The organism is Pseudoalteromonas sp. SWXJZ94C (assembly GCF_015864385.1).
In the GTDB taxonomy this organism is placed as follows: domain Bacteria; phylum Pseudomonadota; class Gammaproteobacteria; order Enterobacterales; family Alteromonadaceae; genus Pseudoalteromonas.
The window spans coordinates 41,157-63,695 of the sequence record NZ_JADYXF010000025.1; the positions used below are offsets into that span (position 1 = coordinate 41,157).

Here is a 22,539-nt window from a genome sequence, read left to right on the forward strand (position 1 = left end):
AAAAACTGAAGCAATTGAAGGTTAAGCTTTATTGCAATCAATTTTACGTATGGCTCGCTAATTGCTAAAGCTCTGGCGGATTAAATAGTTTTCATTAAGTGGAGTAGGAAATGGGCGTAAGATTAGCAATGAAAAAAGAGCTAATGGGCTTAGATAATTCAGATATGTTAACTGCAGATGATGTAAGGTCGCACCTTAGTACTCAGGTAAAAGAGCAAAAAGAAGATGCTGAACGTGGTTTTTCAGTGATTTCAAAATTTAATGATTATCATAGCCGGTTAATAAGCGGTGTTACCAATAGAAAATCGATACTTGAATTCGAGCGCCATCGTTTATTTAAAGAAGTTTTATATACTCGTAAAAGTGTTGATGCTTGGTTAGATAACCAAATTAACTGATTTGCTATTTATCGAAAACCGAATAGACTACAAGTGTAATCTATTCGAGGTTGATGATGAAAAATATACTTTTAGCGTGCTTAGTCATTTTATTAAGTGCGTGTCAGCAGCCCACTGTGTATGTTTATACGCAAGCATTGAGTGCAAATCAAAAGCAGCAGCTAGAAACTAGACTGGCTGCTCAAACCTTACCTTATCAATACCAAAGCATTGCAATACCAAAAGCGTACCAAGATGCGACGTTAATTGTGTCTTATAAAAACGTTGATAACGGACAGTTAGAACAGTTAACGCTAATAATGCAGAGTATGGGGTTTAAACCTGACATTGTTTACAGCTCGGCAGATAATCATCATTACACTAATGGGAATATAGGTTTTTATTTACGGTCGACTTCTAAAAGCACTCTTCTGAGCATGCCAAATATTATGCTTACAACGGGCTGCTCAAACGATAAATATAATAATATGCGTGTTTCATTTAACGAAAAAAAGGCTCAATTTACATTACCAAGTGGTGTAAAAACGTTTTTGAATTGGGAGCTTTTTAAACAGTATTTAGTTATTTATTATCAAAATACGTCGCAATCGTATACGCATATCACACCTAATATAAGCACACCCTTTGGTCAAAAACCGTCAGATACTTTTACCTATAATGCGCATGTAGACAAACCAGATTGGCTTAATTGCTCACTACAAATTGTTTATATGGACTGAGTGATAGAGTTAACCGTGAGTTTCTATATGTTCACTAAGTTTTGCAATACGCAGACTCATTCCCTCTATAATTCGGTCTTTAATTTTTTCGCGGATCACATTAGGTAAACGAGTGAGGGCTTCAGGGGTAATAGCGAGTACTATGGTGTCGGTCTTGGCGCGTGCGCTAGTACTGCGCTCTCGATTATTTATAAAGGCGCCTTCACCTATAAATTCACCAGGCTCTATAGTACCAAGCTCCAGTAAATGGTTATGCTTAAATACTAATAACGCGCCGCTAAGTACAATGTACAAGCGCTTGTCGTTATCGTATTGCTTAAATAAAAACTGGTGCTGGCTTACTAAATACAACAGGCCGAACGACTCCAATAATACTTGGCGCTCGTTAAGCGTAAATTCTTTAAAAAAGTGCAGCCTGTTTATAATTTCCATTTGTTTAAATAAAGGAATATGTTCTATTAGCTTCATCAATAACCAAATTTGTTAAAAGCGTTTAATTAACTAATATTGCGCTCTTTTAATTTTCGGGTCAACGTGTTGCGTCCCCAACCAATTTTTATTGCAGCATCTTGTTTGTGGCCAGAGCAATTAGCTAATGCTGTTTTAATTAAGCGTGTTTCTAATTGTGCTTGAATATCAGGCCAGATATTTTCTTTACCCTGTTTTAGTTCCTGATTAAGCCATTGCTGAAATGCATCTAACCAATCACCTTCTTCTTGCGTTGGTGACGCATCAAGAATCTCTGGTGGTAAATCTTGTTCGGTAACAAGTTCCCCAGGAGCCATAACAGTAAGCCAGCGGCAGGTGTTTTCAAGCTGGCGTACATTACCAGGCCAATTAAATAAACGTAATTGTTCGGTGGCTTTAGGGCTAAGTACTTTGCTTTCTACTTGTAGGTCTTTGGCGCTTTTGTGTAAAAAGTGTTGTGATAAGCGTTCAATATCTTCGGTACGTTCACGAAGAGCTGGCAAGCGAAGACGCACTACGTTTAGGCGATGAAACAAATCATCCCTAAACTTCCCTTGTTTTACTAAATCTTCAAGATTTTGGTGTGTAGCTGCAATAATACGTACATCTACTTTTATACTTTGATGTCCACCAACGCGATAAAACTCACCATCGGCAAGTACGCGTAGTAAGCGAGTTTGTACATCGAGTGGCATATCACCAATTTCATCTAAAAATAATGTTCCGCCATTGGCTTGTTCAAAGCGACCTTTACGAACACTATCTGCGCCTGTAAATGCGCCTTTTTCGTGACCAAAGAGCTCAGACTCAACAAGTTCTTTAGGAATTGCTGCCATATTAAGTGCAATAAACTGATTTTCTTTACGTGGGCTATGGTTATGCAGAGCACTTGCAACAAGCTCTTTACCGGTACCCGATTCGCCATTAATAAGCACGCTCATGCTAGAAGCCGATAGTTTACCTATCGCTCTGAACACTTCTTGCATTGCGGGTGCTTCACCAATTATGTGCGCACTTTTAGGAGGAGCTTGTTTGCGTTTAGTTTTTTTAGTGGAGTTTGCTCTAAATGCGCTTTCAACAAGAGCAACCGCTTCGTTTAAATCAAACGGCTTAGCAAGGTACTCAAAAGCCCCTTTTTGAAACGCATTAACGGCTGAGTCTAAATCTGAGTGTGCGGTCATTATAATTACCGGTAACCCAGGATTTTGCTCTGCTATAAGCTCAAGTAAAGCCATGCCATCCATACCTGGCATTTTTACATCAGACACCAAAACAGCTGGTTGGCTAAATTTTAATGCACTTAATACATCTTGCGCATTAGCAAAGCTTTCCGTGTTAAACCCTGCTCGGGTTAGTGCCTTTTCAAGTACAAAGCGAATTGAGGCATCATCATCTACAAGCCAAACTGTTTTCATGCAAACTCCAAACATTAATCTGCAAAGGGCAGATAGATATTAAATTCAGTATGTCCAGGCCAGCTATCACATTCAATGTAGCCATCGTGCTGATCAATGAGTGTTTGCGCTATAGAAAGCCCCAACCCAGAACCACCTTCTTTGTTAGTGGTCATCGGGTAAAACAATGTTTCGCGTACGCTATGATCTATGCCTGGTCCGTTATCAGATATTTGGATCAACAAGGCTTTTTTAGGCGCTTTTCCTGGGCGACGATGTTGATGGTTTATACGGGTTTTTATTTTTATTTCACCGCCATCTACAAGCGCCTGCTGAGCATTGCGCACAATATTTAGTACTACTTGCTGTATTTTACCTTGGTCAATGTACACATCAGGAATGCTTGGGTCGTAATCTTTTGCTAAGCAAATATTAGAACAATTATCTAATGTGCTTAACCTAATAACTGATTCCAGAGTCTGATGTATGTTGCCATAAGATTTTTGCGGAAGTTGGTTTGGTCCTAGGAGCCTATCAACTAATTCACATAATCTGTCTGCTTGCTCAATTATGAGCTCGGCACATTGATCTCTTTCTTGTTGATCAACTTCATACTGCAATAACTGCGCCGCTCCGCGAATTCCACCTAAAGGATTTTTTATTTCATGGGCAAGACCACGAATTAAGTTGCGTGCAGCTTGGTATTGGTGCATTTGATTTGATGCTTGATCGTGCTTTATTTCATCATCGGTTTGGCGCCACTCCAATAAAATATACAACGTATCTTTAAACTTTATTCGTCTTGAACTTACTGCAACTTTGGCGTGGCGAGAGTCGCTAAACACCACGTCAGCTCTGTGTTGCTGGCAATCTACGCCATCTATCAATGAATACTGCTCAATGCGTTTTAAATCAATTGAATGGTAGTTAAAAAGGCTATCGAAAGGTTGCTCTAACAAGCGTTTAGTACCAAGGCCTAGTAACTCACTAGTGCTGGTGTTGGCATAAACAACGGTGAAGTTTTTATCAAGTAGCATGACTGCTGTTGTTTGATTTTGCCAAATGGCATCAAGTAGCTCAGGGCTAAAATTTTCATTGTTAATCATAGTTGCACCATTTTAGTGCGCTAATGTTTGCAGGCAAGTTATTTTAGTAAAATGGACTGCGGCGCCTAAATATCAAGCTGTAATTTATCTGCCTAGAGTTAAGCCTTTTCTGTGCATAAAAAACACACAAGGTTGGCTTACGGCAATAATTTGATTGTTTTTATTAAAAAGTTTTACTTGTAACGTATGTTCACCGCGCTTTACATCTCTTATTGCAAATGTTGAATCAACGCCGGCTGGACCATTTGCTTTACCATCAATAAAAAGCTGTATTGTAAATCCACTTTCGTACCGTGGTGTTATGCGGCTGGTAACATAAACAGTTCCCGTATTTTCACGAATAGTTTGATTATGCTCTGGTGACGAAATCGTAATATTAAATGCTGTATTTTTAGGTTGGTCTTCTGTGTTTAAAATATCGGTATTAGTAGCAGGCATAGTAAGATTTTGGCTCGTGAGCTTTACCTCCGTCGCGCCTTTATGTGGTGTGTCTGAAAACACAAGTACGCCATTTTTATCTTTCCAAGCGTAAATCTTTGTTTCACCAGCATAACCATAATTACTTAATCCTAAAGCAATTATTAGTAATAAAATCTTGTTATTCACCCTGCAACCTTGCATTTTTTACGATAACTTAACTTTAGTGGAGATTGATTAAATTTACCATTAAAAAAGCCCGCAAAGCGGGCTTGAGAACACACATTATTTAACAGCTAATAAATTAACAGCTGTAGTACATTTCAAACTCAACTGGGTGAGTTGTCATGTTAAGCTTTTCTACTTCTTTAGATTTAAGACCAATGTAAGCATCAATTAAATCATCAGTGAATACACCACCTTGAGTTAAGAATTCACGGTCTGCGCTAAGTGCAGATAGTGCTTCGTCAAGTGATGCTGCAACAGTTGGAATTTCTGCTGCTTCTTCAGCTGGTAAGTCGTATAAATCTTTATCCATTGCATCGCCAGGGTGGATCTTATTTTTAATACCATCAAGGCCAGCCATAAGCATTGCTGAGAAAGCAAGGTATGGGTTAGCAGTTGGATCCGGGAAGCGTACTTCAATACGACGACCTTTTTCAGATGGAACCACTGGGATACGGATTGATGCAGAACGGTTACGTGCAGAGTATGCAAGCATAACTGGTGCTTCAAAACCTGGTACTAAACGTTTGTACGAGTTAGTAGATGCATTTGCAAAAGCGTTAATTGCTTTAGCATGCTTGATGATGCCGCCAATGTAGTAAAGAGCATCTTCAGAAAGACCGCCGTACTTGTCGCCTGCAAAAAGGTTTACACCGTCTTTAGCAAGTGACTGGTGACAATGCATACCAGAACCGTTATCACCAACAACTGGCTTAGGCATAAACGTTGCTGTTTTACCGTATAAGTGAGCCATGTTGTGGATAACATATTTCATTTCTTGAATTTCATCCGCTTTTAATACCATTGTATTAAAGCGAGTAGCGATTTCGTTTTGACCCGCTGTAGCTACTTCGTGGTGATGTGCTTCTACTACTTGGCCCATTTCTTCTAGAACTAGACACGTAGCTGAACGCCAATCTTGGAAATCATCAACAGGAGCAACTGGGAAGTAACCGCCTTTAACACCAGGACGATGACCTGTATTGCCATCTGCATATTCTTTATCTGAGTTCCAAGCTGCTTGCTTAGAATCAATTTTGTACATTGAACCAGACATATCTGATTTATATTTAACATCGTCAAATACAAAAAACTCTGGCTCAGGACCAAATAAAACGGTATCTGCAATACCAGTAGACTTCATGTACTCTTCAGCGCGCTTAGCAACTGAACGAGGGTCGCGCTCATAACCTTGAAGAGTTGAAGGCTCAACTACATCACAACGAACGATTAAAGTTGTTTCTTCTGTGAAAGGGTCTAGTTTGATTGATTCAGGAACTGGCATTAATACCATGTCTGATTCGTTTATGCCTTTCCAACCAGCGATTGAAGAGCCATCGAACATTTTACCGTCTTCGAAAAAGTCTTCATCAACTTGGTGATGAGGAATAGATACATGTTGTTCTTTACCCTTAGTGTCAGTAAAGCGTAAATCAATGAACTTAACGTCATTTTCTTTAATAAAATCTAAAACCGATTGCGACATGTGTCCTCCAACTATTGGGTTTTGTTATTGCTGCGTAATTGCTTTGGCATTTACCAAGCTGATTTTGTGCCATTTTTATAACTATATGTTTATAAATTAAAAAAATTAAGATGCTACAAAATGGATCAAATTGGTGCACTTTATTGGTGCGTAAAAAGTCCCTTTTGGTGCAAGTTTTACACGGTGTAATTTGTTGCTAATTTAATCACACTAAATTAGCATAACTTAAATGTAAAAGAGTACCAAAAATATCTGTAAAATGGCAAAAATGGCTGTTTTTCTGAAATTAATCAAAATTTAATTCATCTAAATGTCATATATAAAACAGATACTTAGTGAAAGTATTGAGAAAGTTTTAAAATATGTATTGGATAAACTTTCATCCATGTCATTAATGAGGGATAATATGCGCCCTTTTAAATCCTATGCTTGGACATCTCGTGAAAACGCAGATGAGTGCGTAGATCTTGCAGGATCAATGAGAATTTAATTTCTCTGAGTAAATATATGAGCATCGAAAAGTTAAGAAATATAGCGATTATCGCGCACGTTGACCACGGTAAAACAACACTGGTTGACAAACTACTTGAGCAATCAGGTACATTAGAAACACGCGGCGGTAACGAAGAGCGCGTGATGGACTCAAACGACATTGAGAAAGAACGTGGTATTACCATTTTGGCTAAAAACACAGCCATTTCTTGGAACGACTACCATATCAATATCGTAGATACTCCGGGACACGCCGATTTCGGTGGTGAAGTTGAACGCGTACTTTCGATGGCTGACTCAGTATTATTACTTGTTGATGCTCAAGAAGGTCCAATGCCACAAACGCGTTTCGTTACGCAAAAGGCATTCGCGCAAGGCTTAAAGCCAATCGTAGTTATCAATAAAATTGATAAGCCTGGTTCACGTCCTGATTGGGTTATGGATCAAATCTTTGATTTATTCGACAACCTTGGCGCAACTGACGAACAGTTAGATTTTAAAGTAATCTACGCTTCAGCAATCAACGGCTGGGCAACACTAGATTTAGACGAGCCATCAGACAACATGGAACCTATGTTCAAGATGATCGTTGACGAAGTATCACCACCGGATGCAGATCCTGAAGGTGACTTCCAAATGCAAATTTCTCAACTAGATTACAACTCTTATGTTGGTGTAGTTGGTATTGGTCGTATTAAACGTGGTTCTGTTGCTCCTAACCAACAAGTTACTATTATCAGTGCTGATGGCACTACACGTAATGGTAAAATTGGCGCAGTACAAAGCTACCTAGGTCTTGAACGTATCGAAACTGAAAGAGCTTACGCTGGTAACATCGTAACTGTAACAGGTATTGGTGAGCTTAAGATTTCTGATACAGTTTGTTTCCCAGGAAACGTTGAAGCATTACCACCACTAAGTGTTGATGAGCCAACTGTAACAATGACATTCTCTGTAAATAACTCACCTTTCTGTGGTAAAGAAGGTAAGTTTGTAACGTCACGTAATATCCGTGAACGTTTAGACAAAGAATTAGTACACAACGTAGCACTTCGCGTTGAAGATACTGGTAGCCCAGATAGCTTCCGTGTTTCTGGTCGTGGTGAATTACACCTAGGTATCTTAATCGAGAACATGCGTCGTGAAGGTTACGAGCTTTCAGTTTCTCGTCCAGAAGTTATCTTACGTACTGTAGATGGCGTTCTAGAAGAACCGTTTGAAACAGTTACTATTGACTGTCAAGACGAGCACCAAGGTTCTGTTATGGAGCAAGTTGGCCTACGTAAAGGTGAACTTACTAACATGACTCCAGATGGCAAAGGCCGTATGCGTTTAGACTTCATGATCCCTAGCCGTGGTTTAATTGGTTTCCAAACTGATTTCATGACGCTTACTTCGGGTTCTGGTCTTATGTACCATACGTTCGATCATTACGGTCCTCACAAAGGTGGCGACATCGGTGTTCGTAAGAACGGCGTAATGATTGCAAACGCAACTGGTAAAGCACTTACTAACGCATTATTCAACTTACAAGAACGCGGCCGTTTATTCATCGGTCACGGTGTTGAAGTATACGAAGGTATGGTTATCGGTATTCATAACCGTGATAACGACCTTACAGTTAACGCCCTTAAAGGCAAGCAGTTAACTAACGTACGTGCATCTGGTACTGATGAAGCGCAAACGCTTTCTCCACACCTTAACTACTCACTTGAGCAAGCGCTTGAGTTCATCGATGATGACGAGCTAGTTGAAGTAACTCCACTAAACATTCGTATTCGTAAGCGTTACCTTACAGAAAACGAACGTAAACGTGCAGGTCGTGGACCTAAAGCATAATCTATTAATTTAGAATTGTGATTTTAAAAGCCGCTGTATTGAAAAATACAGCGGCTTTTTTGTGTTTGTAGATAAGTGGGCTGGACTTCCCTGCTTTCACTAGACAGTTTTTAACTCAGAATAATACGCCTTTTCAAGCTTAGTTGATTAAACACCGGCTGCTCGTGAATGATGTTTATCAGGCTACGGAAGGTTCAGACATCACTGACGCCCATTGAATAACTAATCCAATAGGTAGAGTTAGAAAAAACGAAATGCTCTATGTGTTTGTAGTCGTGGGTATAATTACAAAGATACAGTTATGCGATCTGATTAATTAAGAGTTAATAAAAAGATAATTTAGGATGAAAGTAAGCAAGCGGTTAGCTTCGTTTAACTTTTTCTGCTAGCTTTATGTTATGTTCCTGTAGGTATCCATTTTTAAGTATATATTATATGAATAAATTTGATTTAGAAAAGTTAGTGGGTATAAGAATTGCTGAATCTAAAGCATTACTTGAATCTAATAATTTTCATGGTGCGTATTATTTGGTCGGATATGCTTTAGAATGTGCTTTCAAAGCTTGTATTGCAAAGCAAGTAAAGGAGTTTGATTTCCCAAGTAAGCATCTTGCAAATGCCAGTCATACTCACAAACTATCAGAATTATTAGGCACAGCAGGTTTAAAGCAGAAATTAAGCATGAAAGAAAAAGAAGATCAGGAATTTAGTTTAAATTGGGCTGTAGCAAAAGACTGGACAGAGACCTCAAGGTACGATTGTACTATCGAAAAAACTAGAGCAGTAGATTTATTTAACGCAGTGACAGATCATAAATCAGGAATATTGGCATGGCTAAAGACATATTGGTAACAGAAATTTTGTCTAAAAATATGATAAATTCTGGAGCAGAATTAATTCAAAGACTAGATAAATCTAATTCAGAGGTGAGAACTGCTTTGTGGCTTTTTTCCCCAGAGGAAAAGAGTTGGAAATTAATTATTGCATCTCCTCTTGTTGGTAAAAACGGTCCTAGAGAATTTTATAAAAGAATTATAGATTCAAATGGAGAGGCAAGTGAAAGTGATTATATTGTGTCAATAAATGATATTGGAGTTGCAAATATTGACCACCCAATTGCCCAACTGATGAAGTTTGCAATCAATACAGATGAAAATGATATATCTGAAATCCGCTTTTCTCGTAATACCATTAATGGGACATTTATAGAAGATTCTCTAATATACCGTTCAAATATATAATATGATTGATTTTATAATATCTATAGTAAGGTCTGTGCTATTTTTCCGAATTAAACGTGCTATGTTTACCGCTTCCAGTATCTTCCTCTAAAACGCATTGTTTCTTAACCTCTTTGTGAATAATTTACTTAAAGATCTTTTGCACAAGAAGAAGAGCATGAGAAGTAAAAGAATAAGAGCTGAAACAGCCGATAATGCAAAGCCCTAGTGTTTGTTGGTAGAGTATTTTTTCGTTGGGTTTCGCTGCGCTCAACCCAACCTACTTAATTATTTTGTTGGTGGTAGTTAGGTAGTAACTTACTTTTTAGGAAGTAGGGTGATTTTGCCAAATACATCTGCATCTATAAATCCACGGTTTCTGTCGCCGTTTACTGGCTGTACTTCGTGTGAGCCCATAAAGTGCTCGCGCACGTCGCTGCCATCGTTATCGCAGTACGCTAGCATAAAGCCTATTACTTGTTTAGGCGTTAGGGTGAGCGGAGTGTTATTAGCTCCTTCTTTATAATCATTAGGGTAGAGCTTTATCGCTACTTCCCAGGTGATGTTAAAGGGCGCTGTGGTGTTGCGCTTCCAGTTACTGACTAGGTGGTCGGTATACAAATGGGCTTTTTTATCAGGTCCGTAATCGGCGGCTTGGTTATCAAGGCTAATATGGTATGCCAAAGCGGTGTGATTAAATTGATGATTACCACCGGATGCATCGCTATCAATAAATACTTCAAGCGCATCGTCATCCCAATATTTATACGTTGGATCGGCGTGTGTATCTATTAAAACGTCATCCACAATATCGGCTTGTAGGTATAGGTAGTTTTGATCCCACAATAAACGGTAACGCCCTTTAAAGTCAGCATCGTTTGATGGCAGTGTGCCATCCATTAAATAAGGCATGTTGTGCCAAGCGGCTTTATCCCATGCGCTTTCTGATACGCCATCAATAGTAATAGGGGTTGCAGTGTGTTCAACATCAATTGCCATTACGGGGGCGCTTAATAAAAAGCTTAAGACGAGTGCTAATTTTTTCATTAATTTCTCAATTTTATTGTGGATTTGTCTTAATGTAATAACAATCTTAAAACAGCTAAGTAATTAGTTACAGTGAAATACTTTCGCCTTCGTTTAAAATATACAGCGGTACTTTTGAATCCATTTTATTGTACATATGCAATAAGCGCAGCAAGGCTAAATGACTGCTGTGATCGCCCATTTTCCAACTTGAGTTACCATACCCCCACGGTATCATTACTTTGCAGTTAAGCTCTTGTGCTGCGTTTAGCGCGTCTTCTGGTGTGGTGTGGACGTAACGATAAAATTTACCACTGTCTTTACTGTAGTAAGATGCAATAGGCATTAAGCACACATCAATATCGCCATATTTTTGCTGTATATCTTTAAAGTGTTTTGAGTAGCCGGTATCGCCTGCAAAAAATAAGGTGCTACCATTTTGTTCGAGCAACCAGCCATTCCATGCGTCTTTATTGTTATCTTCGTAAATAAAGGGCACTAATACGCGAGCGCTAAAATGATGAGCTGGCACGGCATTAATAACTAAGTCGTCAATGTTGGTTGTTGAGTACCATGGCATTTCGGTAATATTAAAACCGCCGGTGGGGAAGTTGTCGGCCATACCGAGTGGTGTTAAATAGCGAGGTTTATTGCCAATACTTTGTATGTCGGCTTTATTAAAATGATCGTAATGAATATGCGAATACATTACCGCATCAATATTTTTGAGTTCTTGATCACTAGGCCAAGCGCCTGCTTTACGATAAATACCACCACCAAGTTTAAAGCCAAGCGCAACTGGAGAATCAAATTGATTTTTTACCGGATCAAACAGCACACTTTGAGCATTTGGGGCATTAATTATAAAACTAGCGTGGCCAAGCCAGCGTACGGTATAGCCAGTATTAAGCTGGGGCTTAGTTTGTTTACCCTGATACTGGCAGTTTTCACTGCCTGTTTTACATAGTAAGTCTGGGTGGGCTGGGTAGCAGTTTTCAGTACAGGTAGTGGGATATGTTTTTTCACCTGTGTATAAATTTTTATAACGGCCGTTTTTATCGTTAATAATTATAACTGAGTCGGGGCTGGTAATACGGTTAATATTATTAGGTGCGGCGCAGGCAGTTAGTAAGCATAAAAGCGTCGTTACGATTAAAAAGCTTTTCATTGTTAATTCCTTTTAGCATGCCTTTAACATAAAAAAGCCTGCAGCTAAGCAGGCTTTTTAAAGTAGAAAAATGATTAACCTGCGCTATTCATTTGCTCAATAAATTTATTTGAATCGGCAATCGATTTGTTCATGTCGTTCATTAATACTTGAATATCACGCTTAAGGTTAGTGAATTCACCTTTAATAGCTGATACCGCTTGCGCATTTAAGTTATGTTTTAAATATAAAACATTATCATGAAGCGATGTTAATACTGGTTCCATTTTGCTCTCTGCGCTGCGCATAGAGCGTAATAAAGTACTAAATTGACGCTGTGTGTTAGCTAGCTTTTTACTGCTTTCGCGTTTAAGCGATGCGCTTTTATATTGCTCAAGTTCGTCGCTCCACTCATCAAATAGCGCTTCGGCTACGTCTTCTACTTTATCAATGTTAGTCGACACTTCGTTTGCTGCTTTTAAGCTCGACTCGTAATCGTCATTTAATGCGTTGTACGCGTCTTGTAATTCACCGCCTTTAAAATCGATAAGGGTGGTTAGGCGCTCAAGCGCTGATTGAAATTCTTCTTGTGATTCTTGTTGTGAGTCTTTGGTTTCTTCTACACGGTCGATAAGAATATCGCGTTTGTGTACACCTACTTTTTCCATCGCAGAATAATAAGCCGATTGGCAACCTGATAAAGTAAGTGTTAGTACAAGCATTGAAACACTAAGTAATGTTTGTTTTTTCATTTGAATTCCTGTTTACGAGCGTTAGTGCTGTAAATTATGGCGCTGATTGTTATTATAATCAAAACTATATAAGCACAAGTCAATTGTATGAATGATAAGCTCTCACATTACAAACAGCAAGTTAAGTCCTTTATGCGCCAACAGCCTGGCTGGTGGATGCAGTACTTTAATCGTTGTATAGATGATCAAATAACGGTTAACGCTGGCTACTTAGCCTACGTTACTTTACTTTCTTTAGTGCCGCTTATTGCAGTAGGTGTTGCTATATTTTCGGCTTTTCCGGGCTTTGAATCTACGCGCATGCAAATTGAGAGCTTTTTGTTTACTAACTTTGTGCCCACCTCTACCGATGTTATTAGAGAGCACATTAGCTCATTTGCCGGTAACGCTAACCAAATGACGGCGGTAGGTATTGGCTTTTTAGCTGCAATTGCATTGCTGTTAATACGCAATGTAGATGCCACACTAAATCGAATTTGGCGCATAAAGAAAAAGCGCCCAATGATGATCTCATTTGCTGTTTACTGGATGGTTTTGAGCTTAGGACCTATGTTGCTTGGTGCTAGTATTGGTGTTACTTCTTATATTGTGTCGTTGGTATCGTTTGCTGATCAGGGTATTCCTGGGTTTAGTGGGTTTTTGTTAAAGCTATTACCTTATGGTATTTCAATGATTGGTTTTATTATGCTCTACACCTTAGTGCCTAATACAAGAGTGTCGTTTAAAGCTGCCGTACCGGGGGCATTATTTGCGGCACTTTTATTTGAGCTGACCAAAAAAGGGTTTGCACTTTATATTAGCCACTTTCCTTCGTACGAAGTTATTTATGGCGCAGTAGCAACTATTCCTATTTTGTTTGTGTGGGTGTATTTGTCGTGGATTGTTGTTTTGCTTGGTGCTGAATTTACTGCATGCATTAGCCCAAATGATGTACCAGAAACACCAGAGCTTGAACTTGAAGATGATGAGCTAACAGCAAAGGACAAAGTTTAAATGCAAGGTTTAATACAACGCGTAAAACATGCCAAAGTAGAAATTAATAACCAAGTAGTAGGCGAAATTGGCAATGGTATATTGTTGTTGCTAGGCGTTGAAAAACACGACGATAAACAAACTGCCGATAAGCTTTTACATAAGGTAAGTAATTATCGTATTTTTACTGACGAAAACGACAAAATGAACCTAAGCCTTAAAGATATTAAAGGTGAGCTATTAGTGGTTTCGCAATTTACTTTAGCGGCTGATACTAAAAAAGGAATGCGCCCTAGTTTTTCATCTGCAGCTACGCCAAGCCAAGCTAACGAGTTTTACGAGTACTTTGTTGCTCAAGCTAAAGAGTTGGGGCTTAGAATAGCCACAGGTGAATTTGGTGCCGATATGCAAGTAAGCTTGTGCAATGATGGGCCCGTTACGTTTAACTTATCTGTTTAAGCCTCTTTTTTAGTAACCACGACAATATGATTTACATAGCCCGTAATTTTTTGCGGGCTGACGTTACAACCAAATACATCGAGTAATAGCTGCTGAAGTTGCTTTAATTGCGACTCATGCTGCGATAAAAAGTTAATAAATAGCACGCCGTTGTTATTTAAAGCTGAGTAGATTTTTTTATAAAATGCCTCTTCAAATAAAAATCGAGGCGCGTCTATTTGGCTAAACAAATCTAAAATAATCCAATCAATATTTTGCGCACTTTTTAAAATCTGCTGTGCATCGGCGCAAAGTAATCGCTCATTTTTATTTGACGAAAAAAACTGGGTATAACAATCAATAATATCAGCGTTTTTTTCAACGGATGTAATGTTTGCTTGCGGATATTTATGAGATAAGTAATTACGAATAGCACCACCGCCTAAACCTAGTTCAAGCACTTTATTTGGTGCAGTTAAGGTTTGCCACTGCAAAGCTAAGTGTTGTAAATGGGGTAAAAGTAAACTGCGCGGGTTTGTGGTATCAATAACTGATTGTAGCGTGTTATTAATTAACAGCCATCGTAAATTACCATGCTCGCGCACTTGAATGTAGTCGCCATTATATTTATGCCAATAAAGTAGCAGCCCTTCGCTGTGGCTGTTTTCAATAAAGTGGCTGTTAATTAGACCTGTAGATAAATTGATATAGTCGTTCATGCTCTTTAGCATAAACGAGCTTTATTAAAGCGCAATGGTCAGTGTCATTAATTTTTTACGTATTGCATAGCCATCACCAAAGTCGTATTTGCAGTTTTTTTAAGATGGAGTATTGTATTTGCCATAAATAATACCAACCGACTTAATTTTATTGATTTTTTAGCGTGCTAAGTAACCAATGAAATTAGTATAGAGCCGTAGCCTTTTTTGACTTTTATTTACGGCTTATATAACAACAGGAGTATGTATGTTTCAGGTAAGCACCCCACAAAGTAGCGAAGATTGGCAAGCCTATTACCAGTTGCGCTGGCAAGTTTTACGCGCGCCTTGGGGCGAGCCTCGTGGCTCTGAACAAGACGATATGGAACAAGACTCTGAGCACCGCTTTATAAAAAATAAAGAAGGCGAAGTGCTAGGTGTAGCACGTTTGCACTTTAATAATCATGAGCAAGCACAAGTGCGTTACATGGCGGTTGCAGAGGGGAATCGTAATCAGCATATTGGTAGTCGTTTGCTACATGAGCTTGAAAAAATAGCATGGACACAAAGTGCTGATGAACTGGTTTTGTTTGCTCGCGAACGTGCCCTTGAGTTTTATAAACGCCACGGTTACGAATTAAAAGAAAAAGCGCATTTAGCGTATGGCGATGTACAGCATTTTAAAATGGTAAAACAAAAGCCATGTGAGCCAGGTTGGTTCCGTCACCCCAATTGGACGCAAGTGCTACAAAACACGTGGCGTGAGTCTATTCCTATTAGTGACGCGATGGGCATTAAGGTAGAAAGTTATACCGACTGGCAATTTACAACCAGTGCAGATTTAGACGCTAACTTAAACTTACATAACACGATGTTTGCAGGTTCTATTTATAGCTTAGCAACACTTACCGGATGGGGCGCTACGTACTTAGCACTTAAAGAAGCTGGGCTTGAAGGTAATATTGTATTAGCCGACGCTAACATTAAGTATTTAAAACCTCTTACTACAGACCCACGAGGGTGTGTTGATATTCAAACATGTAAAGGTAAGCTGAGCGATTTAGAAACAGACGGAAAGGCTAGTTACCTTGTTCCAGTCACTATTTTTGATGGCGATGATATTGTTGCTGAATTTGAAGGACAGTTTGTAGTAAAAAAATAACTATTTAATTGTTCTAAACAAAAAAGCCAAGCAATGCTTGGCTTTTTTGTGCGTAAAACTTAGGGAAGTATTACAGCAGATCGGTTAATAATATACCTACACCAATACGCTGTATATCGGCATTGTAATCAATTAAGCTTTCGCCATAGCCATTAAAGTATTGTGCGTAACCGCGCATACGACCCCATAAAGGAAATGACCAATCTAGCTGAATAGCACCGCGATTATCTGAATTTAAATTATTACGAGTCATAAAGCTAAATTCATGCTCATGAAAGCGATACGCTCCACTAAATTCAAAGTAACCCATATATTTATATATATCAGGGTTATCGTCGCCTTTAGCATCTAAAATATCTTCTTTTTCGTCCTCAGCTATGCGATACCAAGGTTTGAAGCTAAAAACAAAGCCTTCATTTTCCCAAATAAAGTCAGCATAAATACGGTTCCATGAACGAGAGTTTGGCTGGCTACGACCATTTGATTGATGTGAAATACCTAATGAAATTGCCATTTCGTCGCCCCATAATACGTTTTCTGGGTCGAGATAATTTATCCAAAATATTTCTGGCTCATAGTTAGTTTCACGAAATGGTGAAGAAATTTCTGAGTTATAAAGCTGCCAATATGACTGAAGTGTAAAACCAAAAAATATGGCTTGGTCTTCATCAGAAAAATTATCATAAAGAGGCACTTTGATTGAAAGCTGATATTTTGCTTCTAGGTTATCGAGTGGCTCGCCATCGTTATCATCTGTTAATTCATCAAAACCATCGAAAGGGCGATCGTTTGGATGTGATACATACGAAAGAGGTAAAATATAGTTACGTTTGTGTGGTGTAATTACATTTCTATTTTTTTTGCCCACTTGCTCACGTGCTTGGCGTTTATCAAGCGCGGTAAGTTGTTTGTCTTCTTCAAGAGCTGAACATTTCTCACGTAAATCGTCGAGAGTTTGTTTGCCATCTCCGCCGATTACTTCATTTAAAATACACTGCTTTACAAGCTCAATATCGTTATTTTGCTCATTTGTAGGAGCTTCATCTTCTTGTGCGAAGGCAGCTGTACTTATTAAAGCAGAAAGAGTGATCCAGTGGCGCCAGCTCATTGTAATTCCTTTGTGAGTTCGGTGGGTTAGTACGTTAATTTGATTATAACGCCTTTTTACATATGTAACGGTGAACTTTTACTGAATTTGCTCTCAGATGTTATCTTATACGTATTAGAGATAAATACAGATCAAAAGAAAAGCGGCCTAAGCCGCTTTTCTAATGCAAATTAACAACACAGTTAATTTACTCTCACGCAATGAGAAGGGTGAGCTAAAGCTCAAATACGTTAGTAAAAAATTTATAAAGTTCAGTGCCTTGGTTAACACTTGCAGATGCAAAGTGCAGAATAGCTATTGCATCGCAATCTAGGGTGAGCGTTTGCAGTGGTTGCTCGCTTAAGTAGCGCTCCATTCGCAAAATATTAGCAATAGGCTCACCGGCTTTAATGTGTCCGCCAAGTGGTGCTATGTATTCAACCATACCGCCAATGGGGGCGTAATAAGCAAAGTAGTCATCTAAATTACACGCATAGCGGGTTATATCAGCTGGAGTGTGCGTTGCATTTTGTAAAACACCTTTGTGATTTAAGTAACTTAAAATGCTGTTAGCATCGTTTAGTGCTTCTTTTAAATCTATTTTTTCTTGGCTGCCGAGCTCTACCGTAAACGCTTCTACAGGTATTGATAATTCACGGCCTTGCTCGCTAAGTGCATCACTTAAATGCCACCATGGGCAAAAGTTAGCTTCGTCCATAGCGCCGTCAAAATCACTAGGGATAAGCAATACATGCTCAATATTAAAATAACGCGCGCTGTCGGTTGCGTAGGTTGGGCAGTACAAATGCTTGCTTGAAATAGGACCTGTGTGTAAATCGAGTACTATATCAGCCTGATGAGCGAGCTTTTGTAAGTTAAGCGCAATGCGTTTACCCGTATTAAGTAAATAAGCAGGACCGTTGAGTTTGCTGTCAACTTCGTCAATAAGCGCCTGTTTGAAGTTACTTTTTAATGTAGCGTCGTCATACTGAGTATGATTTTGTGCAAACTGTGTCACTAAATTTTTATTGTAGTGATACATGCGATTCCAATTGGTACCCGTAATCGGATCGAACCTGCCAAGGGTAAACTCGCCAGATTTTTGATTACAACCAATTGGGTTAGCGTAGGGCACAAGGGTAATATCGCCATTAAGGTTTAAGTTTTTTAGCTGCTCAAGTAGCTGAAAAATAACCGCGTTGCCTTGTACTTCGGCGCCATGCATATTGGCCTGAACATAAACACTAGGCCCTGTGCCATCGCCTTTTAAGCGATAGACCGGAATTGTAAGTGGTAAGCCGTTTGCAACTTCCCCTACTACAATGTTCTCTTGGCTGATGTGTGTTGTATTACTCATGCTTATTACCTTAAGTAGTGGCTAGCATTTTCGGCTTGGCGAACGCAGGTAAGTTTACCGTTTTGCAATGTGTACTCGGCGGCTAGCTCATGGCATAAAAAATACGGCATACTTTCGGTAAAGCCGTAAGCACCGCATTGGCTAAACACTAGCCAGTCGTGCTCATTTAAATCGCTTGGTAGGTTATGTTCACCTAAGCAATCAAGCGCTGTACAAAGCGGACCGTATAAAGTGACCGCTTGAGTTTTAGCACTGGATTCACGCAGTAACGCAGCAGGAAAATCTTGGCTGGTAACAGCAGGGCGTAACAAATGATTTATACCGCCGCTTAAAATTACTTGCTGTTGATTATAGTTTTGTTTGCGCTCTATTACTGGGTTTGCGTAATGACCACATTCGCCCACGGCATAACGACCAAGTTCCATCCATAACTCTTCTACGCCCGCATCATTTTTAATTTTAGCGAGTGCAGCTATTAAGTCATCCCAATCAAGTGTTGTTTCGCTTTGTGTATAAGGAATACCTAAGCCGCCACCTAAATCGAGAATTTTAAGGCTGATATTTAAATCGCTGGCAAGTTGGCTAAGTGGTGCAATCATTTGTGACCACAATTCGCTTAGCTTTTGTGTGCTAAGCATGTTGCCCCACTGAAAAATATGTAAGCCGTCAAACTTAAGTGCAGGGTAGTCGGCTACATTGAGCGCTTGCCACTCATCACAACCCAAACCAAATGGTGTGAGGCTGTCGCCACCCAGTGGGTTTTTTTCACCTTCAGGCCAGCGTAATTGTACACGCAGTAATACTTGTAACTGTGTATTTTGTAATTGTGCTTGTTGGTTTAACCAATGTACTTGATTGAGGCTTTCGGCTACGAATATACGCACGCCGCGCTCAATAAAGTGTTTAATTTGTTTAGGGCTTTTTGCAGGCCCTGTGTTGAGCACGCGCTGTGAGCTAATACCTTGTGCTAGTACTTGCTCAAGCTCACCTTTACTTGCTACGTCAAAATTAAAACCAGCGTTGTCTAAGCTTTGAATAATTTTAGACAATGGGTTTGCTTTAACGGCGTACCATAGTTTTACGTCGGTTTGCGCAACTAAACGCGCAAGGTGCGTGTTTAGTTTATCTAAGTCGTAAACAAAAAAAGGTGTATCAAGTTGTTGTGTAATTGTATTTACAGCGGCTTTGATAGGCGTGCTCAAAAAACTCATTATCGTAAAACCTCTTCAAGCAATAACGATGCATCGCTTTTCTCGTCGCGGTATTTAACAATTAACGCACACGACATACTTAAGCCTTGCTCGCGCGCCCATTCGTTTGAAGCAGGGCGAGAGCCTGGTATTACAATAGCGTACTCAGGGATTGGCTCGCCTTTATCAAGTTGGCGCTCGTTTACGCAGTCGTATACCGGAATAGTCGCTGATAAACGCACGCCAGGGGCAAGTACTGCGCCTTTTTTAATGACTACGCCTTCAACAATAATACAGCCTGCACCAATAAAAGCATCGTCTTCTACAACGACTGGGCTTGCACCAATTGGCTCAAGTACACCACCAAGCTGCACTGCAGCACTTAAATGTACGTTTTTACCTACTTGCGCACACGAACCAACTAATGCATGGCTATCAACCATTGTGCCTTCGTCGATGTATGCACCAATGTTTACATACGCTGGTGGCATAATAATGGTGCCTTTAGCAACATAAGCACCACGGCGAACACTAGAGCCACCTGGCACCATACGTACGCCATCTTCAGTACTAAATTCTTGCGGAGCTAGGTTATGCTTATCAACAAAGCCACCTGCAAACTCAGTATTAGTGCCATTTTTAAAGGCTTCTAAAATGCCTTGTTTTACTTCTACGTTAGCTTGCCATTGGCCGCTTTCGTTTTGTGATGCTGCGCGTACTGCGCCCGATTCTAAATTATTTAATAGTTCTAACCAGCTCATTATAAAAACCTGTGTTTAATGCCAAGATAAAATGGTGTTGTTTGCAGTTGTGATGCAATCGGTTTGAGTTAACTCAAGGTGTGTTAAAGGTGGACGCAATTGCGGGCTTGTTAATCGCCCTTGCAAATGCATTAATACCTTTACGGGAATAGGGTTTGCGACAGCAAATAGGCTATTAATAGCGCTTGACCACTGAGCAAATAAATTAGGGTGTTGACCACTTAAGCTGCGCTTAACAAACTCATGAGTTTGTGCTGGCCATGCGTTTGCAGCTACCGACACTAAACCTTTTGCACCTGCTTGTGCAAAATATGGCATTAGCGCATCGTCGCCACTAAAAATAGCTAAATTAGGCGCTGCTTGTCGATAAGCCTCAAACTGAGCAATGCTGCCGCTCGCTTCTTTTAACGCCCATAAATTTTTATTGTTTTGTAAGTTTTGAATTGTTGCCGTTGGGATGCTAATAGCACTTCGACCCGGTACGTTATAAAGCATACACGGGTGAGCGCTTGCATTAAGTAGGCTTTCAAACCAATGGGTTTGACCTATAGCACCGGGTTTTGCATAAAGCGGCGAGCCAAGTAAAAAGCTATGAATAGGTAGTTTATTACAGTAGTTAACCCACTCAATTTGTTGCTTTAGATTACTACCGCCAACAGCAACCATTAATGGCACTGCTGGTTTTAGTTGGCACACGTGTTCAACAATGGCTTGTTGCTCTTTTAGCGTTAGTGCTAAACCTTCGCCTGTACTGCCAAGTAGTAAAATACCGTTATGTGCCGCTTCTTGATCGCTAACCAGCTTGGTTAACGTGTTGTAGTCAACATCGCCGTGTTGATCAAATGGCGTAACGAGCGCGGTCCACAATGAGTAGTCGTTTAAATTGAAGTTGTTGATCATCTCTCACGAACTTATAATTTGTACCAATTTTATTAAAAACGTGATCATTTTAGCGATAACTAATTTAATGCAATTGGTATTATTCGAAGAGTTAAAAAAGCTTTATGGAAGGAGCCGCATTAACGTCGTTCGAACTAATAATTCGAAGAGCGAATGGGCTTAAAATAATAGGGCGCACGGCCTTAATATTTAAGACCAGAAGCTCTCCACCAAACTAATAAGCTGCTTTTTATAAGCAGCTATTGGTGACAGTCGCTAGGGTTCAACCTAGTCGCCCGAAATAAACACCTCGCAAAAGTGATTACTTCTCGGCGTTAATTCCCCTCACGTATGTTCACTGGAGTTTGCGCTCCTAACATACGCTACCTGAATAACGCACCTCTTCTAGCCCTTTGCACCTGTTTGTAGAGTAAAAACTTACAAGCCTGTGCAATTTAAATAGGGTAATTGCAGCGATTAAAGCATTTTAGCCATCTGGGTGTCAAGCTACTAAATACAGATTAATTCATCGAAAAGAGGGGTGGTTACGTATTGGGTGCTTTTCTCGTACACTAGCCCCATAGTAGAAGTAAGGCATTAATCAGATGGAAAAATTTAGCGATATTTATAAGCGAGCGGTAGAGCGAAAAGGCTCTGAAAAAATGCTTAAGTTATTACTTGCAAAACCGCTATCTAAAAAACAACTAAGCACGTTAAGTGACGACGATTGGCTTGAAGAATTTACTCGAAAAGTATTTCAAAGCGGCTTTTATTGGTCAGTAATTAATAATAAGTGGCCGGGCTTTAGAGAGGTTTTTTGGGATTTTAGCGTTGATAAATTATTAATGATGCCACCCGATATGCTAGAACAAAAAGCAACGGATGAGCGTATTGTTCGTAACTACAAAAAAGTAAAAACAATTACCGAAAATGCTTACATGATCCACGAAATAGCACAAGAGCATGGCAGTTTTAGCCAGTTTGTCGCTAATTGGCCAACAGACGATATTATTGGTTTATGGGCGTATTTAAAAAAGCATGGTTCGCGTTTAGGCGGAAATACAGGACCTTATGCGCTGCGAGCACTTGGTAAAGATACCTTTTTATTATCACGCGATGTAGAGAATTACTTACGTGCTCATAAAATTATAGACGGTGGCTTACAAACTAAAAAGTCACTGAGTGCAGCCCAAGCTTTTTTTAATGAAATGCAAAAGCAAAGTGGTTTAAGCATGCAAGAACTAAGCTTAATTGTGGCCTATGGTGTAGGCGATAACCGTGTTGGTATAAGCCAGCAATAATAGGA

The 22,539-nt window shown here is 39.6% G+C and carries 23 protein-coding genes and 1 riboswitch; of the genes, 9 read left to right on the forward strand and 14 right to left on the reverse strand.

Features of this window, described 5'->3' with window-relative positions:
* Positions 1-110 precede the first annotated feature (110 nt).
* Positions 111-398, forward strand: a complete 288-nt coding sequence (locus I6F65_RS12165) for a hypothetical protein (RefSeq protein WP_024613024.1) — start codon at positions 111-113, stop codon at positions 396-398.
* A gap of 56 nt (positions 399-454) precedes the next feature.
* Entirely contained in the window at positions 455-1,117 is a 663-nt protein-coding gene (locus tag I6F65_RS12170; RefSeq protein ID WP_166109381.1) for a hypothetical protein, read from the forward strand.
* A gap of 9 nt (positions 1,118-1,126) precedes the next feature.
* On the opposite strand, the gene I6F65_RS12175 is transcribed toward I6F65_RS12170, so the two are convergent.
* The 5 genes from I6F65_RS12175 to glnA all read right to left on the reverse strand — a co-directional run bounded on the left by I6F65_RS12175 (position 1,127) and on the right by glnA (position 6,213).
* Positions 1,127-1,585, reverse strand: coding sequence for a cyclic nucleotide-binding domain-containing protein (locus I6F65_RS12175; RefSeq protein WP_166109380.1), 459 nt, complete (start codon positions 1,583-1,585; stop codon positions 1,127-1,129).
* Positions 1,586-1,614: 29 nt separating this feature from the next.
* Entirely contained in the window at positions 1,615-3,000 is a 1,386-nt protein-coding gene (gene ntrC, locus I6F65_RS12180) for a nitrogen regulation protein NR(I) (RefSeq protein WP_166109379.1), read from the reverse strand.
* Positions 3,001-3,014: 14 nt separating this feature from the next.
* A complete protein-coding gene (glnL, locus tag I6F65_RS12185; protein ID WP_166109378.1) occupies positions 3,015-4,085 on the reverse strand; it encodes a nitrogen regulation protein NR(II) in 1,071 nt (356 codons plus the stop codon).
* An 84-nt stretch (positions 4,086-4,169) separates the two neighbouring features.
* Complete coding sequence (locus tag I6F65_RS12190; RefSeq protein WP_166109377.1) at positions 4,170-4,691, reverse strand: DUF4124 domain-containing protein; 522 nt, start codon at positions 4,689-4,691, stop codon at positions 4,170-4,172.
* 115 nt (positions 4,692-4,806) lie between these two features.
* A complete protein-coding gene (gene glnA / locus I6F65_RS12195; RefSeq protein ID WP_024613030.1) occupies positions 4,807-6,213 on the reverse strand; it encodes a glutamate--ammonia ligase in 1,407 nt (468 codons plus the stop codon).
* 507 nt (positions 6,214-6,720) lie between these two features.
* On the opposite strand from glnA, the gene typA reads away from it, so the two are divergent.
* The 3 genes from typA to I6F65_RS12210 all read left to right on the forward strand — a co-directional run bounded on the left by typA (position 6,721) and on the right by I6F65_RS12210 (position 9,785).
* The gene (typA, locus tag I6F65_RS12200; protein ID WP_024613031.1) at positions 6,721-8,544 is read left to right on the forward strand and encodes a translational GTPase TypA; all 1,824 of its coding nucleotides are present in this window, start codon (positions 6,721-6,723) and stop codon (positions 8,542-8,544) included.
* A 435-nt stretch (positions 8,545-8,979) separates the two neighbouring features.
* Positions 8,980-9,396 carry a hypothetical protein gene (locus I6F65_RS12205; protein ID WP_197113062.1) on the forward strand — a complete coding sequence of 139 codons (417 nt, stop codon included), beginning with the start codon at positions 8,980-8,982 and terminating at the stop codon, positions 9,394-9,396.
* Entirely contained in the window at positions 9,375-9,785 is a 411-nt protein-coding gene (locus I6F65_RS12210; RefSeq protein WP_197113064.1) for a hypothetical protein, read from the forward strand. Before I6F65_RS12205 ends, I6F65_RS12210 begins: the two co-directional genes overlap by 22 nt.
* 297 nt (positions 9,786-10,082) lie before the next feature.
* Here I6F65_RS12210 and I6F65_RS12215 read toward each other — a convergent pair whose 3' ends face one another.
* From I6F65_RS12215 to I6F65_RS12225, 3 genes are all read right to left on the reverse strand, one after another.
* Entirely contained in the window at positions 10,083-10,811 is a 729-nt protein-coding gene (locus tag I6F65_RS12215) for a CBM9 family sugar-binding protein (RefSeq protein ID WP_197113066.1), read from the reverse strand.
* A gap of 67 nt (positions 10,812-10,878) precedes the next feature.
* Positions 10,879-11,958 (reverse strand): MBL fold metallo-hydrolase, encoded by a 1,080-nt coding sequence (locus I6F65_RS12220; RefSeq protein WP_197113068.1) that lies wholly within the window; start codon positions 11,956-11,958, stop codon positions 10,879-10,881.
* A gap of 74 nt (positions 11,959-12,032) precedes the next feature.
* Entirely contained in the window at positions 12,033-12,689 is a 657-nt protein-coding gene (locus I6F65_RS12225; RefSeq protein WP_024612582.1) for a DUF2959 domain-containing protein, read from the reverse strand.
* Positions 12,690-12,776: 87 nt separating this feature from the next.
* Between I6F65_RS12225 and I6F65_RS12230 the strand changes: the two genes are divergently transcribed.
* Both I6F65_RS12230 and dtd read left to right on the forward strand, forming a co-directional pair.
* Positions 12,777-13,682, forward strand: coding sequence for a virulence factor BrkB family protein (locus I6F65_RS12230; protein ID WP_197113070.1), 906 nt, complete (start codon positions 12,777-12,779; stop codon positions 13,680-13,682).
* Positions 13,683-14,120: a D-aminoacyl-tRNA deacylase gene (gene dtd / locus I6F65_RS12235; RefSeq protein WP_197113073.1), complete on the forward strand. Its 438-nt coding sequence runs from the start codon at positions 13,683-13,685 to the stop codon at positions 14,118-14,120.
* Here dtd and I6F65_RS12240 read toward each other — a convergent pair.
* The gene (locus I6F65_RS12240) at positions 14,117-14,830 is read right to left on the reverse strand and encodes a spermidine synthase (RefSeq protein ID WP_197113075.1); all 714 of its coding nucleotides are present in this window, start codon (positions 14,828-14,830) and stop codon (positions 14,117-14,119) included. The two genes, dtd and I6F65_RS12240, sit on opposite strands and share 4 nt — an antisense overlap.
* A 235-nt stretch (positions 14,831-15,065) precedes the next feature.
* Here I6F65_RS12240 and I6F65_RS12245 point away from each other — a divergent pair, with 235 nt between their 5' ends.
* Complete coding sequence (locus tag I6F65_RS12245; protein ID WP_024612578.1) at positions 15,066-15,959, forward strand: bifunctional GNAT family N-acetyltransferase/hotdog fold thioesterase; 894 nt, start codon at positions 15,066-15,068, stop codon at positions 15,957-15,959.
* A 70-nt stretch (positions 15,960-16,029) separates the two neighbouring features.
* On the opposite strand, the gene I6F65_RS12250 is transcribed toward I6F65_RS12245, so the two are convergent.
* From I6F65_RS12250 to dapA, 5 genes are all read right to left on the reverse strand, one after another.
* On the reverse strand, positions 16,030-17,067 hold the full coding sequence (locus I6F65_RS12250) for a phospholipase A (protein ID WP_024610394.1): 1,038 nt from the start codon (positions 17,065-17,067) through the stop codon (positions 16,030-16,032).
* 214 nt (positions 17,068-17,281) lie between these two features.
* On the reverse strand, positions 17,282-18,403 hold the full coding sequence (locus I6F65_RS12255) for a succinylglutamate desuccinylase/aspartoacylase family protein (protein WP_197113077.1): 1,122 nt from the start codon (positions 18,401-18,403) through the stop codon (positions 17,282-17,284).
* Positions 18,404-18,408: 5 nt separating this feature from the next.
* Positions 18,409-19,614 carry a PLP-dependent decarboxylase gene (locus I6F65_RS12260; protein WP_197113079.1) on the reverse strand — a complete coding sequence of 402 codons (1,206 nt, stop codon included), beginning with the start codon at positions 19,612-19,614 and terminating at the stop codon, positions 18,409-18,411.
* A complete protein-coding gene (locus I6F65_RS12265) occupies positions 19,614-20,354 on the reverse strand; it encodes a 2,3,4,5-tetrahydropyridine-2,6-dicarboxylate N-succinyltransferase (protein WP_024610397.1) in 741 nt (246 codons plus the stop codon). Before I6F65_RS12265 ends, I6F65_RS12260 begins: the two co-directional genes overlap by 1 nt.
* A gap of 15 nt (positions 20,355-20,369) precedes the next feature.
* Positions 20,370-21,254 (reverse strand): 4-hydroxy-tetrahydrodipicolinate synthase, encoded by an 885-nt coding sequence (dapA, locus tag I6F65_RS12270; protein WP_024610398.1) that lies wholly within the window; start codon positions 21,252-21,254, stop codon positions 20,370-20,372.
* A 191-nt stretch (positions 21,255-21,445) separates the two neighbouring features.
* A riboswitch (Lysine riboswitch) is annotated at positions 21,446-21,646 on the reverse strand.
* A gap of 192 nt (positions 21,647-21,838) precedes the next feature.
* Between dapA and I6F65_RS12275 the strand changes: the two genes are divergently transcribed.
* Entirely contained in the window at positions 21,839-22,534 is a 696-nt protein-coding gene (locus I6F65_RS12275; protein WP_024600032.1) for a DNA-3-methyladenine glycosylase I, read from the forward strand.
* The last annotated feature ends 5 nt before the right edge of the window (positions 22,535-22,539 follow it).

Excerpts from the sequence above, each read along its gene's own strand:
- I6F65_RS12165 (WP_024613024.1), top strand. The coding sequence starts at position 111 with ATGGGCGTAAGATTAGCAATGAAAAAAGAGCTAATGGGCTTAGATAAT.
- I6F65_RS12170 (WP_166109381.1), top strand. The coding sequence starts at position 455 with ATGAAAAATATACTTTTAGCGTGCTTAGTCATTTTATTAAGTGCGTGT.
- I6F65_RS12175 (WP_166109380.1), bottom strand. The coding sequence starts at position 1,585 with ATGAAGCTAATAGAACATATTCCTTTATTTAAACAAATGGAAATTATA.
- ntrC (WP_166109379.1), bottom strand. The coding sequence starts at position 3,000 with ATGAAAACAGTTTGGCTTGTAGATGATGATGCCTCAATTCGCTTTGTA.
- glnL (WP_166109378.1), bottom strand. The coding sequence starts at position 4,085 with ATGATTAACAATGAAAATTTTAGCCCTGAGCTACTTGATGCCATTTGG.
- glnA (WP_024613030.1), bottom strand. The coding sequence starts at position 6,213 with ATGTCGCAATCGGTTTTAGATTTTATTAAAGAAAATGACGTTAAGTTC.
- typA (WP_024613031.1), top strand. The coding sequence starts at position 6,721 with ATGAGCATCGAAAAGTTAAGAAATATAGCGATTATCGCGCACGTTGAC.
- I6F65_RS12205 (WP_197113062.1), top strand. The coding sequence starts at position 8,980 with ATGAATAAATTTGATTTAGAAAAGTTAGTGGGTATAAGAATTGCTGAA.
- I6F65_RS12210 (WP_197113064.1), top strand. The coding sequence starts at position 9,375 with ATGGCTAAAGACATATTGGTAACAGAAATTTTGTCTAAAAATATGATA.
- I6F65_RS12215 (WP_197113066.1), bottom strand. The coding sequence starts at position 10,811 with ATGAAAAAATTAGCACTCGTCTTAAGCTTTTTATTAAGCGCCCCCGTA.
- I6F65_RS12220 (WP_197113068.1), bottom strand. The coding sequence starts at position 11,958 with ATGAAAAGCTTTTTAATCGTAACGACGCTTTTATGCTTACTAACTGCC.
- I6F65_RS12225 (WP_024612582.1), bottom strand. The coding sequence starts at position 12,689 with ATGAAAAAACAAACATTACTTAGTGTTTCAATGCTTGTACTAACACTT.
- I6F65_RS12230 (WP_197113070.1), top strand. The coding sequence starts at position 12,777 with ATGAATGATAAGCTCTCACATTACAAACAGCAAGTTAAGTCCTTTATG.
- dtd (WP_197113073.1), top strand. The coding sequence starts at position 13,683 with ATGCAAGGTTTAATACAACGCGTAAAACATGCCAAAGTAGAAATTAAT.
- I6F65_RS12240 (WP_197113075.1), bottom strand. The coding sequence starts at position 14,830 with ATGCTAAAGAGCATGAACGACTATATCAATTTATCTACAGGTCTAATT.
- I6F65_RS12245 (WP_024612578.1), top strand. The coding sequence starts at position 15,066 with ATGTTTCAGGTAAGCACCCCACAAAGTAGCGAAGATTGGCAAGCCTAT.
- I6F65_RS12250 (WP_024610394.1), bottom strand. The coding sequence starts at position 17,067 with ATGAGCTGGCGCCACTGGATCACTCTTTCTGCTTTAATAAGTACAGCT.
- I6F65_RS12255 (WP_197113077.1), bottom strand. The coding sequence starts at position 18,403 with ATGAGTAATACAACACACATCAGCCAAGAGAACATTGTAGTAGGGGAA.
- I6F65_RS12260 (WP_197113079.1), bottom strand. The coding sequence starts at position 19,614 with ATGAGTTTTTTGAGCACGCCTATCAAAGCCGCTGTAAATACAATTACA.
- I6F65_RS12265 (WP_024610397.1), bottom strand. The coding sequence starts at position 20,354 with ATGAGCTGGTTAGAACTATTAAATAATTTAGAATCGGGCGCAGTACGC.
- dapA (WP_024610398.1), bottom strand. The coding sequence starts at position 21,254 with ATGATCAACAACTTCAATTTAAACGACTACTCATTGTGGACCGCGCTC.
- I6F65_RS12275 (WP_024600032.1), top strand. The coding sequence starts at position 21,839 with ATGGAAAAATTTAGCGATATTTATAAGCGAGCGGTAGAGCGAAAAGGC.